Source organism: Streptomyces sp. NPDC048171, from assembly GCF_043202655.1.
In the GTDB taxonomy this organism is placed as follows: domain Bacteria; phylum Actinomycetota; class Actinomycetes; order Streptomycetales; family Streptomycetaceae; genus Streptomyces.
Map to the genome: position 1 here is coordinate 241,824 of NZ_JBIDAU010000001.1, position 17,599 is coordinate 259,422.

The 17,599-nt window shown below is 72.7% G+C and carries 15 protein-coding genes; 7 read left to right on the plus strand and 8 right to left on the minus strand.

Annotation, left to right across the window (positions count from 1 at the left end; translation table 11 throughout):
* The first annotated feature begins 145 nt into the window (after positions 1-145).
* Positions 146-742 (plus strand): histidine phosphatase family protein, encoded by a 597-nt coding sequence (locus tag ACGF3J_RS01115; RefSeq protein WP_161330878.1) that lies wholly within the window; start codon positions 146-148, stop codon positions 740-742.
* A gap of 19 nt (positions 743-761) precedes the next feature.
* On the opposite strand, the gene ACGF3J_RS01120 is transcribed toward ACGF3J_RS01115, so the two are convergent.
* Positions 762-2,210 carry a hypothetical protein gene (locus tag ACGF3J_RS01120; protein ID WP_393853338.1) on the minus strand — a complete coding sequence of 483 codons (1,449 nt, stop codon included), beginning with the start codon at positions 2,208-2,210 and terminating at the stop codon, positions 762-764.
* 304 nt (positions 2,211-2,514) lie between these two features.
* Here ACGF3J_RS01120 and ACGF3J_RS01125 point away from each other — a divergent pair, with 304 nt between their 5' ends.
* Together ACGF3J_RS01125 and ACGF3J_RS01130 are read left to right on the plus strand one after the other, a co-directional pair.
* Positions 2,515-2,898 carry a hypothetical protein gene (locus tag ACGF3J_RS01125; protein WP_202558446.1) on the plus strand — a complete coding sequence of 128 codons (384 nt, stop codon included), beginning with the start codon at positions 2,515-2,517 and terminating at the stop codon, positions 2,896-2,898.
* A 51-nt stretch (positions 2,899-2,949) separates the two neighbouring features.
* Complete coding sequence (locus ACGF3J_RS01130) at positions 2,950-3,819, plus strand: spermidine synthase (RefSeq protein WP_393853339.1); 870 nt, start codon at positions 2,950-2,952, stop codon at positions 3,817-3,819.
* Between the two features lie 73 nt (positions 3,820-3,892).
* On the opposite strand, the gene ACGF3J_RS01135 is transcribed toward ACGF3J_RS01130, so the two are convergent.
* A complete protein-coding gene (locus ACGF3J_RS01135) occupies positions 3,893-4,447 on the minus strand; it encodes a hypothetical protein (protein WP_393853340.1) in 555 nt (184 codons plus the stop codon).
* A gap of 143 nt (positions 4,448-4,590) precedes the next feature.
* Here ACGF3J_RS01135 and ACGF3J_RS01140 point away from each other — a divergent pair, with 143 nt between their 5' ends.
* The 3 genes from ACGF3J_RS01140 to ACGF3J_RS01150 all read left to right on the plus strand — a co-directional run bounded on the left by ACGF3J_RS01140 (position 4,591) and on the right by ACGF3J_RS01150 (position 8,364).
* Positions 4,591-5,331, plus strand: a complete 741-nt coding sequence (locus ACGF3J_RS01140; protein ID WP_393853341.1) for a response regulator transcription factor — start codon at positions 4,591-4,593, stop codon at positions 5,329-5,331.
* The gene (locus ACGF3J_RS01145) at positions 5,328-6,761 is read left to right on the plus strand and encodes a HAMP domain-containing sensor histidine kinase (RefSeq protein WP_161330071.1); all 1,434 of its coding nucleotides are present in this window, start codon (positions 5,328-5,330) and stop codon (positions 6,759-6,761) included. The genes ACGF3J_RS01140 and ACGF3J_RS01145 overlap by 4 nt, the downstream gene beginning before the upstream one ends.
* 130 nt (positions 6,762-6,891) lie before the next feature.
* Positions 6,892-8,364 carry a cellulose binding domain-containing protein gene (locus ACGF3J_RS01150; protein ID WP_393853342.1) on the plus strand — a complete coding sequence of 491 codons (1,473 nt, stop codon included), beginning with the start codon at positions 6,892-6,894 and terminating at the stop codon, positions 8,362-8,364.
* Positions 8,365-8,461: 97 nt separating this feature from the next.
* On the opposite strand, the gene ACGF3J_RS01155 is transcribed toward ACGF3J_RS01150, so the two are convergent.
* The 4 genes from ACGF3J_RS01155 to ACGF3J_RS01170 all read right to left on the minus strand — a co-directional run bounded on the left by ACGF3J_RS01155 (position 8,462) and on the right by ACGF3J_RS01170 (position 13,302).
* Entirely contained in the window at positions 8,462-9,901 is a 1,440-nt protein-coding gene (locus ACGF3J_RS01155) for a GH1 family beta-glucosidase (protein WP_161331859.1), read from the minus strand.
* A 135-nt stretch (positions 9,902-10,036) separates the two neighbouring features.
* The gene (locus ACGF3J_RS01160; RefSeq protein ID WP_361354208.1) at positions 10,037-10,948 is read right to left on the minus strand and encodes a carbohydrate ABC transporter permease; all 912 of its coding nucleotides are present in this window, start codon (positions 10,946-10,948) and stop codon (positions 10,037-10,039) included.
* 12 nt (positions 10,949-10,960) lie between these two features.
* Positions 10,961-11,971, minus strand: coding sequence for a carbohydrate ABC transporter permease (locus ACGF3J_RS01165; RefSeq protein WP_161331860.1), 1,011 nt, complete (start codon positions 11,969-11,971; stop codon positions 10,961-10,963).
* A gap of 5 nt (positions 11,972-11,976) precedes the next feature.
* Entirely contained in the window at positions 11,977-13,302 is a 1,326-nt protein-coding gene (locus ACGF3J_RS01170) for an extracellular solute-binding protein (RefSeq protein WP_393853343.1), read from the minus strand.
* 365 nt (positions 13,303-13,667) lie between these two features.
* On the opposite strand from ACGF3J_RS01170, the gene ACGF3J_RS01175 reads away from it, so the two are divergent.
* Positions 13,668-14,723: a LacI family DNA-binding transcriptional regulator gene (locus ACGF3J_RS01175; RefSeq protein ID WP_122619955.1), complete on the plus strand. Its 1,056-nt coding sequence runs from the start codon at positions 13,668-13,670 to the stop codon at positions 14,721-14,723.
* Positions 14,724-14,802: 79 nt separating this feature from the next.
* Here ACGF3J_RS01175 and ACGF3J_RS01180 read toward each other — a convergent pair whose 3' ends face one another.
* Together ACGF3J_RS01180 and ACGF3J_RS01185 are read right to left on the minus strand one after the other, a co-directional pair.
* The gene (locus ACGF3J_RS01180) at positions 14,803-16,572 is read right to left on the minus strand and encodes a siderophore-interacting protein (protein WP_393853344.1); all 1,770 of its coding nucleotides are present in this window, start codon (positions 16,570-16,572) and stop codon (positions 14,803-14,805) included.
* Positions 16,572-17,558, minus strand: a complete 987-nt coding sequence (locus tag ACGF3J_RS01185; RefSeq protein ID WP_393853345.1) for an ABC transporter substrate-binding protein — start codon at positions 17,556-17,558, stop codon at positions 16,572-16,574. The genes ACGF3J_RS01180 and ACGF3J_RS01185 overlap by 1 nt, the downstream gene beginning before the upstream one ends.
* Between the last annotated feature and the right edge of the window lie 41 nt (positions 17,559-17,599).

Genomic DNA, 17,599 nt, shown 5'->3' on the forward strand with positions numbered 1-17,599 from the left:
GTGCCACTCTACGGCCTCCCTGAGCCCGCCTCGCGAGGCGCCCTCGGACCGGATAGACGCCGGGACCGCCCCCCGGGTTGCCCGAGCCCGCCGTGCGGGATGATGGAGAGGTCCCCCCAGACATTTCTCCCGGAAAGGCCTCTTCATGGCACCGCGCATCCTGCTGGCCCGGCATGGACAGACCGAGTGGTCGCTGTCCGGCAGACACACCGGCAGGACCGACGTACCGCTTCTCGAGGAGGGCCGGCAGGGCGCCAAGCTGCTCGGCGAGCGGCTGCACCGGGCGCCCCTGGAGGGGCTTCCCGGCGTCGAGGTGCGGACCAGTCCGCTGGCCCGTGCGCGGGAGACCTGCGCCCTGGCGGGCTTCGGCGAGCGCGCCCGCGCGTGGGACACGCTGATGGAGTGGGACTACGGGGCGTACGAGGGCATGACCCCGGACGAGATCCAGTCTGTCCGGCCCGGTTGGCTGATCTGGCGGGACGGGGTGCCCGACGGGGAGAGCGTGGCGGACGTCACCGCGCGTGCGGACGAGGTCGTCGCGTGGGCGCGGGAGGCGGACCGGGATGTGCTGGTCTTCGCCCACGGGCACATCCTGCGGTCGATCGGGGCGCGGTGGCTGGGGCTGCCGCTGGACTTCGCGGCGCGGATACGGCTGAATCCGACGTCACTGTCGGTCCTGGGATGGGCCTACGGGGAGCCGGCGCTGGAGAGCTGGAACGACCTGGGGCACCTGGTGGGCTGACGGGCCGGGGGAGTGGGTCTCAAGCCGGGCGCGGCAGCGTGGCGTGGCGGTCCAGGAACGCCGAGACTCCCCGGTTGCGGCGGTGCGGCAGCAGGACTCGGGCCGTTCCGGCCAGCATGGTGTGGATGCGGGAGGACTGGACCTCGCCCAGCAGGTCCAGGACCCGCAGGCCGGCGTCCGCCGCCTCGTCGGGGTGGCCGCCGCGGGCCAGGTCGTCCGCCAGCTCCGCCGAGTACAGCGCGAGGTTCCGGGTGAAGTGCGGGTCCTGCAGCTCGGCGGCCCGTCGCGCGTGCCGGGCGGCCCGGTGCCAGTCGCCCAGTGCGGACCAGCACTGCGCCTCGAGACCTTCCAGCTCGGCGCGGCCGTAGAAGCTCATCCACTCGGGGTCGGCGTCCGAGGGGCCCCGCTCGTAGAGGGCCTGCGCGCGGACCAGCGCCTGTTCGCAGCCGACCCGGTCGGCGAGCCCCGCCCAGCCGCCCGCCTCGCGCAGCGCCAGTAGCGACATCAGTCGGTCCGAGCCCAGCGGCCGGGCGGCGCGCTGCGCGGCCTGGGCCGCCCGAACCGCCTCGCGCGGCCGCCCGGCGTCGCGGGCGAGGAACGCCATGTTGCAGAAGGCGTGCGCCTCCAGACCCGCGTCGCCGGTCATCCGGGAGGTGGCCAGCGCCTCCGCGTAGTGGGAGCGCGCGTCGTCGAAGCGCCCCGAGTCGTGCGCCAGCCAGCCCACGGAGATCGCCAGTTCGCCGGCGCCCGTGTAGAGCCGGTCCGACGTCGCCCGGCGGGACGCGCCGGCGTCCAGCAGCGCGTACGCGGTGCGCAGCGGGGCCGCCGCGCGCCGGTAGAGGCCGTCCGCACCGTGCCGGTCGTCCAGCAGCCGGATCCGGCGGACGGCTTCCTCGAGGGCGCCGGCCTCGCCGGACCCCGCGCGGCGCACGGGACGTCCGGCCGCCGCGGCGTCGAGAGCGAGCCCCAGGGGGCCCAGTGAGGCGGCGGCCACGGTGGCCCCGCTCGTCATGAATGCGCGACGCAGCACGTCGCTCTCCTCATTGTTGTCGTGCTTTTCGTACGGGTCCTGCGTGTCATGCGTCTCATACGGTTCACCCGCCCCCCGCGTCTCACTCGTGGCGCGTTCGGACGGGCGGGTGTGCGCCGGGAGCGCGTCCCCGTCGGTACGCACCCGGCGTCCGCGTACCGACGAGCGGGGCGCGAACCCCAGGTCGGTGAGCGTGCGACCGGGGAACATGTGCAGGAACACCCGCTCGTACGCGTAGTTGGGACAGCGGATCTCACCCGCCTCGACCCGGCCGACGTACCGCGCGTCACAGCTCACCCGCTCGCCGATCTCGCGAGCGGCCCGGCGGACCGCCGCCGCGAACTCGGCCGGCGAGCGCTTGCCGCGCAACCGCCGGAAGGCGAGGTTCGGCCGCGACGGCCGTTCGGGCTGGGCGGAGGTCACCATTGACGACGCCATGGCCGGGTCCTCTCGTGCGAACCGTCGAACCATGCCGGAAAAGGGATGAGGTGCGGAAATCATCCGCATGCCCTCACATGGCATCCCTGTTTCCGGCGAGCAAGAACGTACCGGCTGTGACGGAGCCGCCACGCACTGTTTGCCTACAAACCGGATATCTCATCCGCGATCTGCCATGAAGTGCCATCCTTTGCGGCGGACTTGTGCCGTAGCCGTTGACGGCCCGCCGCGTTGGACAGGGTGACCGGGAGGCCCTCGACTCCCGACCGCTCGTCCGAGGAGGACTTCCGTGGTGGAGGCCGGGATGGATACCAGCCGGATCAGTGATCCGCCCTGCGACGCCTGCGATGTCGTCACCGTGCCGACCCGGCAGGGTCTGGAGGCGGTCGACATCCTCAGGCGGGGAGCCGGTGAGGCGGTGGGCCCCGTGATCCACGACGACGGTTGCGACACCCTGGGGTTCCTGGTGCCGCCGGGGACCGCCGCCGCCTGGGACGTGCCGGGCAGCACCTGTACGGAGACGGACGGCCGCGGGCTGAGCCTCGACCTGCCGCCCGAGCCGCCCGTGGAGGGCTCCGACTGGCTGCTGCCGCCCGGCGAGGCGGACCTCGCGACCGACCCCGCGGTGCTGCGCGAGGCGCTGGGCGAGGCGGCCCGGCTGATCAGAGCGGCCGACAGCTGCCGCTGAGCCGTCCCGGCCGGGCGCGGCGCCCCCGCGCGGTGCGCCGATAATGGCCCGATGGGAAAGTCCAGGAACGCCCGCCGCGGGCGCGCTGCCGCCGAGACGGTCGTCGAGGACGTCGACGGCGGGCGCGCCGAGCTGATCCCCGACCGGGACCGGACCCGGGCCTGGACCCTGCTGATCGACGGCGCCCCGCAGTCGCACGTCGACCTCGACGACCCGGCCCACCTGTCCTTCGAGTACCAGCGCCGTCTCGGGCACGTCATCGACCTCGCCGCCCCGCCGGGCAGGCCCGTCCAGGCCGTGCACCTCGGCGGCGGCGCCCTCACCCTCGCCCGCTATCTCGCCGCCACCCGCCCCCGCTCCACCCAGCAGGTCGTCGAGCGGGACGCCGCCCTCGTCCAACTGGTCCGCCGGGAGCTGCCCCTGGAGCCCGGCGCGCGGATACGGGTGCGCTCCACCGACGCCCGCGCCGGACTGGCCAGGGTGCCCGAGGGCTGGGCCGACCTGATCGTCGCGGACGTCTTCAGCGGCGCCCGCACCCCGGCCCACCTGACGTCCGCCGAGTTCCTGGACGAGGTCCGGCGCGCGCTCGCGCCCGGCGGGGTCTACGCCGCCAATCTCGCCGACGGCCCGCCCCTCGCCCACCTGCGCGGCCAGATCGCCACCGCCGCGGCCCGGTTCGCGGAACTCGCCCTCGTCGCCGACCCCGCGGTACTGCGCGGTAAGCGCTTCGGCAACGCCGTCCTCGTCGCCTCCGACCGCCCGTTGCCGGTCGCCGAACTCACCCGCCGCGCCGCCTCCGACCCGCAGCCCGCCCGGGTGGAACACGGCCGCGCGCTGGCCGACTTCGCGGGAGGAGCCGCGCCGGTCACCGATGCGGCCGCGGTGGACTCGCCCGCGCCGCCGCCGTCCGTCTTCCGCTGACGCCGACGCCGACGCCGACGCCGACGCCGACGGGGGCAGGGGTAGGAGCCGAGCCCCGGCGGGGCGCGCCGGCTCAGTAGCTGCCGATCTCCACCCGCGGCGGCCCGTCGTGCCAGGTGCAGAACACCGATACCCGGTCCGCCCCCGAGCTGAACTCCACCCGGATCCACGACTCCGTCTTCCACACCTGCATCGACCAGCCCGCACCCGGCGTCGCCGACACCAGGGAGGCCGACGACTTGCCGAGGTCGAAGACCGCGCGGCCGCCGTCGGTGTCGTAGCTCCTGACCTCGCCGGAGGTGGCGGGGGAGGGGCTCGCCGGGCGCTCGGGCGTGGTGGACGGCGCGGTCCGCGACGGCGTGGGCTCGGGCTCGGGGCGGGTCTCGGCCGGCGACGGCGAAGGACTGCCCGACGGCGACGGACGGCTGGTGGACGACGCCCGCGCACCCTCTTCGCCGGAGCCGTCCCGCGCGTCCCGTACCGACGTGTCGGCCGCGGTGATGGGCAGGGCGCGGGGCGCGTCGTAGGCCGTGCCCGTCATCACCGTGTGGACGCCCCACCACGACAGCGTGACCGCCGCGCCGGTGGCGAGCAGCCAGGCAAGTACGTGGACGAGTCCTCTGCGCATCGCCGCCATACTGCCTCACCCGCCCCACCCGTGTCGCCCGAACGGAGGGTGACGCCGGCCCCCGGCGAGGTTGTGCACAGGCCCGTGCCGGAGTTGTCCACAGGCCCGCACCGGGCTGGTCCGCATGGCGTACGGTGCCGCCCATGGCAAGTGTGCTCGTGGTCGAGGACGACCAGTTCGTACGCTCGGCGCTCATCCGGCACCTGACCGACGCCTCGCACACCGTGCGCAGCGTCGGTACGGCGCTGGAGGCGCTGCGCGAGGTCGCCCATTTCCGTTTCGACGTGGTGATCCTCGACCTCGGACTGCCCGACCTGGACGGCTCCGAGGCGCTGAAGATGCTGCGCGGCATCACCGACGTCCCCGTGATCGTCGCCACCGCCCGGGACGACGAGGCGGAGGTCGTACGGCTGTTGAACGCGGGCGCGGACGACTACCTCACCAAGCCGTTCTCCGTGGAGCATTTGTCGGCCCGCATGGCCGCCGTCCTGCGCCGGGTCAGGACCGGACCGGCGGAGGCGGCGCCCTCGCCCGTCATCCGGGTCGGCGGCCTCACCGTCGACCCCCTGCGCCGCCATGCCGACCTGGACGGGGTGCGCCTCGACCTGACCCGCCGCGAGTTCGACCTGCTCGCCTTCCTGGCCGGCCGGCCGGGGGTCGTCGTCCCCCGCAAGGAACTGCTCGCCGAGGTCTGGCAGCAGTCCTACGGCGACGACCAGACCATCGACGTCCATCTGTCCTGGCTGCGCCGCAAGCTGGGCGAGACCGCGGCGCGGCCGCGCTACCTGCACACCCTGCGCGGCGTCGGCGTGAAGCTGGAGCCTCCCCTGGAACAGGACCCGGCGCGGGGCCCGGGGCGGCCCGGAGCGGAGCCGCCGCGATGAGGTGGGCCCTGGTCAAGGTGTCGCTGGCGGTCACCGCGATGGTCGTGGTCGCGTTCGCCGTCCCCCTGGGACTCGTCATCCGGGAGATGGCCCGGGACCGCGCCTTCTCCAATGCCGAACGGGAGGCGGCCGCCGTCGCCCCCGCGCTGTCCATCACCACCGACCGCGACCAGTTGGAGCGCGTCGTCGCCTCCGCCGGCTCGGACGCCGGTATGGCCGTGCACATACCGTCGTCCGGCGAGCCCGCCGACCGCACAGACGGCGCGGGGCAGCGGGCCGCCGACATCGGCCGGCAGCGCGCCACCGACGAGGACATCGCCGCCGTGCGCGAGATGGGCCGTGCCTCCACCACCGAGGTGGACGGCGGTTCCACGCTGCTCCAGCCGGTCGCGCTCAGCTCCGGCGAGATCGCCGTGGTCGAGGTGTACGTCCCCGAGTCCGAGGTCACCAACGGGGTCGCGACGGCCTGGGCGGTGCTCGCCGCGGTCGGCGCGGCCCTGATCGTCGGCTCCGTCGCGGTCGCCGACCGGCTGGGCGTGCGGATGGTGCGGCCCGCGCAGCGCCTGGTCGAGGGCGCGCACCAACTGGGGGAGGGGCGGCTGGGCTCGCGGGTGCCCGTGGAGGGGCCGACCGAACTGCGGCTCGCGGCCGTCGCGTTCAACTCCATGGCCGACCAGGTGGTCCAGCTCCTCGCCAACGAACGCGAGCTGGCAGCCGACCTGTCCCACCGGCTCCGTACGCCGCTGACCGTGCTGCGGCTGAACGCCGCCTCGCTCGGCGACGGGCCGGCCGCCGAGCAGACCCGGTCCGCCGTCGAGCAGTTGGAGCGCGAGGTCGACACCATCATCCGCACCGCCCGGGACGCCAAGCCGCAGACGGCCGCCGCCGGGCCGGGCGCCGGCTGCGACGCGGCCGAGGTGGTGCGCGAGCGGATGGGGTTCTGGTCCGCGCTCGCCGAGGACGAGGGCCGCAAGTGGCGGGTGGCCGGAGCCGACCGGCCGGTGCGCATCCCCGTGGCCCGCGCCGACCTGGCCGCCTCCCTCGACGCCCTGCTCGGCAACGTCTTCCGGCACACCGCCGAGGGCACCGCCTTCGCGGTCGACCTGCACAACGGCGAGGACGCGGTGATCGTGCTCGTGTCGGACGCGGGCGCCGGCATACCCGACCCCGAGGCGGCGATGGCCCGCGGCCGGGGTTCGGGCAGCGACGGGTCGACCGGGCTCGGCCTGGACATCGTGCGCCGCATGGCCGAGTCGACGGGCGGCGACGTCCGCATCGGCTCCTCCGTGCTGGGCGGCACCGAGGTGCGCATCTGGGTGCAGCTCGACGGGCGGACGGCACCCGAGCGGCGCGGCCACCGGGGAGCGGTGCGGCGCCGCAGACAGCCCCGGCAGACGGCCACCATTAATCGGCCCCGATCTCTTCCTTAAGCGCACCCTAAGATCGCCGAACCCCGCCCGGATCAGGCTCTTTGCCCGTTTCCGGCTCGCTAGCGTGCTGCCGCACCCCCATCCCCGGACGTTCCCCGCCGGGGGCACCGTGAACAGCGAAGGCAGGCACATGACGCGCACGCACCGACGCAGGGTCAGTGGCAGGAACAAGGCGATCGGCGCCGTCGTCGCGGCGGCCGTGGCCGGCGGTGGCGCGCTGCTGTTCACCAGTACCGCCCAGGCGGCCCCGGTGGGCGCCGTCTACACGCAGACCAGCGAGTGGTCGAACGGCTACAGCGCCCAGTACGTCGTCACCAACGGCAGCGGCGAGGCGAAGCCGGACTGGACACTGGAGTTCGACCTGCCCGGCGGGACGAAGCTGGGCTCGCTGTGGAACGCCGAGTCGAAGGTGAGCGGGCAGCACGTCACCGTGACCCCGCCGAAGTGGGACACGGACGGCCTGAAGGCCGGCGAGTCCGTCACCGTCGGCTTCGTCGTCAACGGCGCAAACGAGCCGACCGGTTGCCTCGTCGACGGCGCCGAGTGCTCGGCGGACGACGGCGCCACCCCCGAGCCCAGCGGCCGGCCCACCGAACCCTCGGCCCCTGCCTCCACCCCGGCGCCCACGGCCACCGACCCCGCCGAGCCGGACCCGACCGGCACCGCCACCACCCCGGCGCCCACCTCGACTCCGGGCAACGGCACCGCCGCCGGCGCCAGCTTCGCACCGTACGTCGACACCTCCCTCTACCCGGCCTACGACCTCCTCGCCAACGCCGAGGCCACCGGCGTGAAGGACTACACCCTCGCCTTCGTCACCGACGGCGGCGGCTGCACCCCCAAGTGGGGCGGCGTCACCGACCTCGCGAGCGACGCCGTGGCCAAGCAGATGGGCGCCCTGCGCGCCGAGGGCGGCGACGTCCGTGTCTCCTTCGGCGGCGCCTCCGGCTCCGAACTGGGCACCACCTGCACGTCCGTGGACGCGCTCGCTGCGGCGTACGGCAAGGTCGTCGACGCCTACGACCTCACCAAGGTCGACTTCGACGTCGAGGGCGGCGCGCTGCCCGACACCGCCGCCAACACCCGCCGTGCCCAGGCCATCGCCGCGCTCCAGAAGGAACACCCGGGCCTGGACGTCTCCTTCACCCTCCCCGTCATGCCCGAGGGCCTGACCCAGGCGGGCGTCGACCTCCTCGCCGACGCGAAGGAGAACGGCGTGGACATCGGCACCGTCAACATCATGGCGATGGACTACGGGCCCGCGTACAGCGACGACATGGGCACCTACGCCGAGCAGGCCGCCACCGCCACCCAGGCGCAGGTCAAGGGCGTCCTCGGCCGCTCCGACGACGAAGCCTGGAAGACGGTCTCCGTCACCCCGATGATCGGCGTCAACGACGTCGTCTCCGAGGTCTTCACCGTCGAGGACGCCGGCCAGCTCGTGAAGTTCGCCGAGTCCAAGGGCCTGGGCGGGCTGTCCATGTGGTCCGCGACCCGCGACAAGGCGTGCCCCGGCGGTCCGAAGCCCGCGGCCGACGCGACGTGCAGCTCCATCGACCAGGCGGCGAACGCCTTCGCGAAGGCGTTCGCCGCCTTCAAGTAGGGCCGGGCTTCCCCCCACACCGGCCCACACGAGCGGGGCGCGGCACCCACGTAGGGTGCCGCGCCCCGCATCGGTCGTGCCGCTCCCGGCGGGACGCCTACTCGGCGGAGTCCACCGGCGGGAGCGAGCCCGTGCGGGCCGCCCGGCCGTACCACAGGGCGCTCGACTTGGGGGTGCGCCGCTGGGAGACGTAGTCGACGTAGACCGCGCCGAACCGCTTCTCGTAGCCGTAGGCCCACTCGAAGTTGTCCATCAGGGACCACAGGTAGTACCCGCGGACGTCGGCGCCGTCGGTGATGGCCCGGCGTACCGCCGTGAGGTGGCCGTTCAGGTAGGCGACGCGCTCCGGGTCGTGCACCGTGCCGTCGGCGCCGGGCTTGTCGTCGTAGGCGGCACCGTTCTCGCTGATGTACAGCGGCAGGCCGGGAGCCTCGCGGTGGTAGCGCATGATCAGCTCGTGCAGGCCGGTCGGGTCGACGCTCCAGCCCATCTCCGTGCGCTCACCCGGCGGCTGGTGGAAGGCCACGTCGTCGGCGGCCGGCCACGGCGAGTGGTCGCTCTCGCCGTGACCGTCGGCGCGCGGCGCCCGGGAGTCGGCGTCCGCCGCCGACACCACGGTGGGCGTGTAGTAGTTGAGGCAGATCGCGTCGATCGGCTGGCGGATCTGCCCCAGGTCGCCGTCCTGGACGAACGACCAGTCCGTGACCGGCGCGGTCGCCTCCAGCAGGGACTGCGGGTAGGCGCCGTGCAGGATCGGGCCGTGGAAGATGCCGCCCGACAGGTCGTCGATCCTGCGGGCCGCCGCCAGGTCCTCCGGCTTCTGCGACAGCGGGCGGACGACCGAGGTGTTGAGGCTGATCGCCACCGAGTTGCGGGCCGGCATCACCGACCGCAGGGCCACCGTGCTCAGGCCATGCGCCAGGTTCAGGTGGTGCGCGGCGCGCAGCGAGGCCGCGGGGTCGGTGCGGCCGGGCGCGTGCACCCCGGAGGCGTAGCCCAGGAAGGCCGCGCACCAGGGCTCGTTGAGCGTGATCCACTGCTCCACGCGGTCGCCGAGCGCCTCGCCCACGATCTGCGCGTACTCCGCGAACCGGTACGCGGTGTCCCGCTCCGGCCAGCCGCCCGCGTCCTCCAGCTCCTGCGGCAGGTCCCAGTGGTAGAGGGTGACGGCCGGCTTGATCCCGGCGGCCAGCAGCTCGTCCACCAGGCGGCGGTAGAAGTCCAGGCCGCGCTGGACGGCGGGGCCGCGGCCGGTCGGCTGCACCCGGGGCCAGGAGATGGAGAAGCGGTACGCGCCGAGCCCCAGGTCCTTCATCAGCGCCACGTCGTCGCGGTAGCGGTGGTAGTGGTCGACAGCGATGTCACCGGTGTCCCCGCCGGCCGTCTTCCCGGGGGTGTGGCTGAAGGTGTCCCAGATCGAGGGCGTACGGCCGTCCTCGCGCACCGCGCCCTCGATCTGGTACGCCGAGGTCGCGGCGCCCCAGAGGAAGGCAGGGGGGAAGGTCACCGGGGTCACCGGCGTTGCGGACTCAAGCATGGAAGCGCTCCCATAGCGGGTCGTGTGACGACCGGCGCGTAGTAAGGACGAGGGGGGAATGCGGGCCGGGGCGGCGGCGACCCGGCCCACCGGGTGAGGTGTCGGCCCTTGGTGTCTGCCCTTCTCGGCAGCCTGTCAGCCCTTGACGGCTCCCTGCATGATGCCGCCCACGATCTGCTTGCCGAAGATCGCGAAGACCAGCAGCAGCGGCAGCGTGCCGAGCAGCGCGCCACCCATGATCAGGGCCTGGTCCGGGGTGAAGCCGCGGCCGAGGCCGGCCACGGCGACCTGCACGGTCGGGTTGCCGTTCTGCGTCAGCACCAGGAACGGCCACAGGAAGTCGTTCCACACCTGGACGAAGATCAGCATGCCGAGGACGGCCATCGCGGGCCGGGCCGCCGGGAACACCACGTGCCAGATGACGCGCCAGCTGCTCGCGCCGTCCACCCGGGCGGCCTCGATGATCTCGTCCGGCAGCGCCTGCAGCAGGTACTGCCGCATGAAGAACACGCCGAACGCGCTGACCAGCGACGGGAAGATCACCGCCTGGAGCTGGTCGGTCCAGTCCAGTTTGGCCACCATCATGTACAGCGGGATGATGCTCAGCTGCGGCGGGATCATCATGGTGCCGACCACGATCAGCATCAGCGCGTTGCGGCCCCGGAACTTCAGCTTGGCGAAGGCGAAGCCGGCGATCGTCGACAGGAAGACGACGGTGACCGCCGAGATCCCCGCCACGATCGTGGTGTTGAGGATCGCCTCGCCCATGTTGGCGTCGGTCCAGGCGATCTCGAGCTTGTCGAAGAGGTTGCCGCCGAACCAGAACGGCGGCGGCGTCTGGGCCAGGCGCTGGTTGTCGCGTGAGGCGGCGATCGCCGTCCACACCAGCGGGAACAGCGAACCGAGGGTGAACAGGGCGAGGATGATGTACGCGACGGGGCCGGCGTGCATCTGTCCGCCGGCCCGGGCCGACTTGGACCGGAGCCGGCCCCGCCGGGACGGTTCGGGCACCGGGTCGGCCGGGGGTTTGGTCAGGGTCGTCGTCACGGCCGGTTCTCCTTAACTACTGGCGCGCAGCCGGCGCGAGATGACGTAGTTGACGATCCCGATCACGATGAGGATCAGGAACATCGTCCAGGCGATCGCCGAGGCACGGCCCAGGTGCTGGTTGATCCAGCCCTGCTCGTACAGGTACAGGCCGAGTGTCTGGAACTGGTGCTGGGAGCCGCCCGACGCGCCCTTGTTGGCGTCGAACAGCAACGGCTCGCCGAACAGCTGGGAGGCGCCGATGGTGGACACGACGACGGTGAAGAGGATCGTCGGACGCAGCTGGGGCAGCGTGACGTGGATGAACTGCCGCCACCGGCTGGCACCGTCCAGCGCCGCCGACTCGTACAGGTCCTGCGGGATCGCCTGCATCGCCGCCAGGTAGATCAGCGCGTTGTAGCCGGTCCAGCGCCAGATGACGATCGACGAGACGGCGATCTGGGACGGCCACTTGTCGCTCTGCCAGTCGACCTTGTCGAAGCCGACCAGGTCGAGGGCCCAGTTGATCATGCCGTAGTCGCGGCCGAAGAGCAGCACGAAGACCAGCGAGGCGGCGGCGATCGACGTCGCGTACGGCGCCAGCATCACCACGCGGTAGAAGGTGGAGCCGCGGAGCTTGTAGTTGAGGATGTGCGCGAGGCCCATCGCCATCAGCAGCTGCGGCACCGTGGAGATGATGCCGATGGTCAGCGTGTTCTGCGCCGCGTTCCAGAAGAACTCGTCGTCGAAGATCCTGGTGAAGTTGTCCAGGCCCACCCACGTCATGTCGGTGGGCGCCGTCAGCTCCACCGTGTGCAGCGAGGCCCAGCCGGTGTAGAGCAGCGGGAACAGGCCGAAGGCGGCGAACAGCAGGAAGAACGGGGAGACGAAGGCGTACGGGCTCCAGCGCAGGTCCCGCTGCCAGCGGCGGGAGAGCCGGGCCCGCTTGCTCGCCTCCTCGGGGGAGACCGCGTCACCGGGCGGTCGGCCCGGGGCCGCGCCCCCCTTCGAGGGGGGCGCGGCGGTGTCGTGCCGGGTGGTCATTCCGGTCACTTCTCCAGGTTGTTGTCGATGGTCTTGGTGGCGTTCTCCCAGGCCTCCTTGGGCGACTTGCCCTGGGTGACGAGGATGACGCCGTTGTCGGTCAGACCCTGCTGGATGATCTGGTCCTTCGGGCCGATCACCTGCGCCGGGATGGACTCGGCGGCCTTGGCGAACAGTTCACCGATCGGCGCCTCGCCGGTCATCTCGTTCTTCGCGTCCTTCACCTCCGGCAGCTCGTAGGCGGCCGTGGCGCTCGGGAAGCTGCCCTGCACGGCGAACAGCTTGGCCTGCTGCTTCGGCGCGGTCAGCCAGGCGACGAGCTTCTGCGCCTCCTCGACGTTCTTGCCGCTCTTGGGCACACCCAGGAAGGAGCCGCCCCAGTTGCCGGACGTCGGCGCGGCGGCCACGTCCCACTGGCCGGACGCCTCGGGCTGCGACTTGCCCTTGATGGTGCCGAGCATCCAGGGCGGGCAGGCCACGGTGGCGAACAGGTTGTTGGCGATGGTCTGCTCCCAGGCCGGCTGGAACTGGGTCTGCGCCTGGACCAGGTCCTTCTCGGCGGCCTCCGCGGTCAGGTCGAAGGCCTCCTTGACGGCGGGGTTGGTCTTGTAGACGACCTCGCCGGCGGCGTTGTAGAACTTCTCCTCCTCGCCGCCGAGGATGGCGTTGATCAGACCGCCGGGCGAGTCCATGAAGTAGGTGTCCTTGCCGGCACCCTTCTTGTACTTCTCGCCGGCCTCGATGAACTTCTTCCAGTCACCCGCCCACAGCGCGCCGACCTCGTCGCGGTCGGTCGGCAGGCCCGCCTTCTCGAAGAGGTCCTTGCGGTAGCAGATGGCCATCGGGCCGATGTCGGTGCCGAGCCCGACCGCCTGGCCGTCCTTGGTGACCCCCTGCTTCCACTTCCAGTCCACCCAGCTGCCGGCCTGGACGCCCTCGACCTTGGACATGTCGGCGAACTTGTCCGCCTGGGTCTCGACGACCTCGGCGATGTTGCCGACCTCGATGGCCTGGACGTCCTGCAGGCCGCTCCCGGTGGTGAGGTGGTTGACCAGAGCGGGGTAGTAGTTCTCGTTCCGCTCGGTGACCGTCTCCTCGATGTTGATGTCCGGGTTGAGCTTCTCGTACTCCTCGTAGAGGCCGGCCTCCTTGAAGCCCATCGTGCCGAACAGACCGAGGGTGATCGTGGTCTTGCCGCTGCTGTCGCCCGACGACGAGCCGTCCTCGTCCTTCCCGTCATCGGCACAGCCGGCCAGCAGCCCGGCGCCCAGCGACGCGATGGCCGCCATGACCACCACCTTGCGGGCGGGTCGTATACGTGCTGCTCGCATTGCGTCCTCCTGTTGCCCTGACGTGCCGACCCCCCGGCCAACTACATGGTTGGACCCGCTGCTTCATGTCGTTCGTTCGTTGCTGCGGCTCGGGCGGGGAACGTGCGGGATGTGTATGTGCCAGGTAGTGTGGGAGCGCTCCCACAAGTGATGTGTTGAAGAGTCGTCGGTCCGGGCGGGGGTGTCAAGGGAGCGGACGCGACGAAATGCGTTCAGTTATCGGCCTGTTAACTGGAGGCGACGAGCGCTACGGAGACACCTCCGCCACGGCGGGAGCGGACCCGGAGCCGGTCATTACACCCGACCGGCCTGTTAAATTCCAGGCCAGCCGCAGAGTGCGGGGGTGTCGACGGGAGGCGGAGCCGATGGCAAGCCACGGAGTGCGTGGTCGGAGCGGTGGCCGGCCCACCCTCGAAGAGGTGGCGGCACGGGCGGGCGTCGGCCGCGGCACGGTGTCCCGGGTGATCAACGGTTCGCCCCGGGTCAGCGACGCCACCCGGGCGGCCGTCGAGGCGGCGGTCGCCGAACTCGGCTACGTCCCGAACACGGCGGCCCGGGCGCTGGCCGCCAACCGCACCGACGCGATCGCGCTGGTCGTGCCCGAACCGGAGACCCGCTTCTTCGCGGAGCCGTACTTCTCGGACATGCTGAAGGGCGTCGGTTCCGAACTCTCCGACACCGAGATGCAACTGCTCCTGATCTTCGCGGGCAGTGACCGGGAGCGCGAGCGGCTCGCCCAGTACCTGGCCGCGCACCGCGTGGACGGCGTCCTGCTGGTCTCGGTGCACGCCGACGACCCGCTGCCCGACCTGCTGACCCAGCTGGAGATCCCGGCCGTGATCAGCGGCCCGCGCTCGGCCACGGAGTCGCTGGCCTCGGTGGACTCCGACAACTACGGCGGCGCCCGCTCGGCCGTCGAGCACCTGCTGACCCGGGGCTGCCGCCGCATCGCCCACATCACCGGCCGCCTCGACGTCTACGGCGCCCAGCGCCGCGTCGACGGCTACCGCGACGCCCTGCGCGACGCGGGCCACGCGGCGGACGAGGGGCTGATCGAGGCCGGTGACTTCACCGAGGAGGGCGGGCGCCGCGCGATGGAGGAGCTGCTGCGCCGCAGTCCCGACGTGGACGCGGTCTTCGCCGCCTCGGACGTCACCGCCGCGGGTGCCCGCCAGGCGCTGCGCGAGGCGGGGCGGCGCATCCCGGACGACGTGGCGCTGGTCGGCTACGACGACTCGGCGATAGCCCGCCACATGGAGCCGCCCCTGACCAGCGTCCGCCAGCCCATCGAGGAGATGGGCCGCGCGATGATCGACCTGCTGCTGACCGAGATCGCGGACCGCCGTCCGGCGGCTTCGCGGGGGCTGGAGCGGCACCAGGTGGTGCTGGCGACGGAGTTGGTGGAGCGGACGTCGTCCTGAGCGTGTGCCGCGGCCCTGACGCCGAAGGGCGTCAGGGCCCGGGCCCCGGCGCGGACGCCGGCGCCCGACCGGCACCCGGTCACCCCGAAGTGGACTCCCCGCGTTCCAGGACCGTGGCCTCGGCGCCCCAGCCGAGCGGGACGACGCGGGTGACGTGCCAGCCCGTGCGGGCGGCGAGGGCGGCGATCGCCGTGGAGTCGCGCAGCGGGGCGCCGGTCGCGGCGTAGGCGTGCAGGGCGGCCTCGGCCGCGCGGGGGCTCAGGCCGTCGGGGCGGGAGGCCTCGACCAGGACCGCCGTCGGGACCCAGCCGGCCAGCCGCTCCAGCAGCGCCACGGCCTCGTCGTCGGTCCGGTGGGCGAGGGCCTTCGCGGCCACGGCGACGTCGGCCGGGCCGCCCGTCCAGTCGATCCGTTCCGGTGCCGTGACGCGGCCGCGCAGGACCGCCGCGGGAACGTCGTCCTCCGCGACGCGCAGCCCCGGCCGGTGCCCGGCGTCGTCGAGGGCGGCGACGACGGACGCGGTGCCGGGTCCGGCGAGCAGACAGGTCCCGACGCCGGTCCAGAGCGGGTCGGCGGTCAGGCCGGACAGCAGGAACGCCAACTGCTCGCACTCCTCGACCAACTCGCCGTAGCGTTCCGCGTCCCGGACCACCGTGTCGTGCAGGGTGGCGCCCGACGCCCGCTGCCAGGGGGAGACACCGGCACGCAGCGCGGGCGCGAGTTCCGTGAGCGCGAGCAGCAGTTCCGCCTCCTGGCCGACGTACTCCTCGCGCTCGTGGTCGTCGAGCAGGTCCTCGCCCGCCGCGCCGAGCCGCAGTCCGCCCTCGTCCCCGGCGACCACGCCGTGCGCGGTGAGCAGGGGCAGCAGTACGCCGATCCCCGCCGCCGGCACGCCCACGCGCGCGGCGAGCGTCCCGAGCGGGATGCCCGGCGCGTCGGCGACCGCGTCGATCACGCCGAGCTGGAGCGCCGCCCGCGCCACCAGCCACGGCACCGGCGACGGAACGTGTCCGTGCTCCGGGGCGGGCGAACCCTCCGCCTGCTCCGGGGCAGTCTCCTCGCGGTGCCAGTAGCCCGTGATGTTCAGCCGCTCCTTCGGGAGCCCCCGCTCGCGCCGCAGATACCGGCGTACCGGCAGCAGCGCCCGGCTCTCCGCCGCCGCCCACGCGTACCCGTCCCCCTCGGGGGCCGGCAGCTTGCGCACTGCGGCCTCCAGCGCGGCCGCGTCGCCGGGCTCCGCCACGACCCAGGTCACGGTGTCGCCGTCGCGCAACGCCAGTTGCTGGCGGGCGGAGTCGTCGGGGACGGTGACCAGGACATGGGCGGGGGCGGCGACCGGACGCTCGTCCAGGAATCGGCCGATCGCGGGCAGCGCGGTCTCGTCGCCGACGAGCAGGATCCAGTCCAGCCGATCCGGCAGCCGCAGCGACGACTTGGGGCCGACGAACCACAGCTCGTCGCCCTCCCGGGCCGACGCCGCCCACGTCGCCGCCGGTCCGTCGCCGTGCACGACGAAGTCGAGGTCCAGCTCGCCGGCCGCCGCGTCCACCCGGCGGGGCGTGTAGTCGCGGGTCAGCCGGTTCTCCGCCGGCGTCCACTCGATGCCGTGCGGCAACTGGGCGGGCAGCGCGGCCCGGACGTCGCCGTCCGAGGCGAGGATCACCTTGACGTGGTCGTCGAACCCGGGCGCGGCGAAACCGGGGTGGTCGATCCCGTCCCGGGTGAACGGGGCGAGCTGGTCGCCGCCCAGGACGACGCGCCGCATCCGGGGGGACACCTCCGTGACGCGGCGCACCGTGACCCGGCGCAGGACGAGCGGGTGTGTCGTGAAGGCGCGTTGGGCCGCCATCAGGCGAACTGCTCCTCGATGATGTCCAGCAGCGCCATCGACTCGTCGTAGTCGCCGCGCAGCACCCAGTACGGCAGGTCGTAGGCGTGCCCCGACTTGAAGGCGGGCAGCGCGCCGTACACCGGGTTCTTCTTGAGGGTGGCGACGTCGGTGGTGTCGGCGTTGAAGCCCATCACGAACACCGACGGCTGGGTGATCGTCTGACCGGCCTTCTCCGTCGAGAGCTCGAACATGTCGCCGCCCCCGCCGTACACCTTGAAGCCGCCCTTGGCGAAGACGGGGGCCGGTTCGATGCCGACCTTCTTGAACTCGGTCGGCAGACCCACGCTCTCCACCAGCCCGTAGGCGGTGCCGTCACCGGTCATGGCCAGGAAGGAGACCGGGCCGGGCGGGGGCGTGATGGCCTTCTTCACCTCGGTGACACGCTTGTCGTAGGCGGCGAGGTGCTGGGTGTAGACGTCCTCCTTGCCGAAGACGTCGTCGGCGAGGAAGGAGAACTGGCTGCGCCAGTCGCCGAGCTTCTTGCCGACCAGCACCGTCGGCGCGATGTCGGACAGGTCGTCGTACACCTTCTCCGCCTGGAACAGCGGGAAGCCGACGCCGCCGCCCACGATGAGATCGGGTTCGAGCTTGAGGATCGCCTCCAGGTCGAAGCCGTCGACGCTCCACGGCAGGAAGGTCGTCTTGTCCTTCTTCGCCTCGTCGGCCCAGTAGGGGGAGAACTCGCCCTTGCCGTCGGCGTCCTCGGGGATGGTCGCGGTCACCGGCACGTCGAGGTCGTAGAGGTATCCGGCGAGCGCGTGGTTCAGCACGACGACGCGCTTCGGCTCGGCGGGCACCTCCACCTTGCCGTAGTCGGTCACGACCGTACGGGGCTTCGCGGCGGACGCCTTGTCGCCGTCGCCGGAGGAGTCGTCGGCCGCGCAGCCGGTGAGAGCCAGCGCGGCGACGGCCGCGACGGCGAGCAGGCGGGCAGGAGCAAACATGGGACCTCACGTGGCAGGACGGGATCGCACCTTCGACCCGT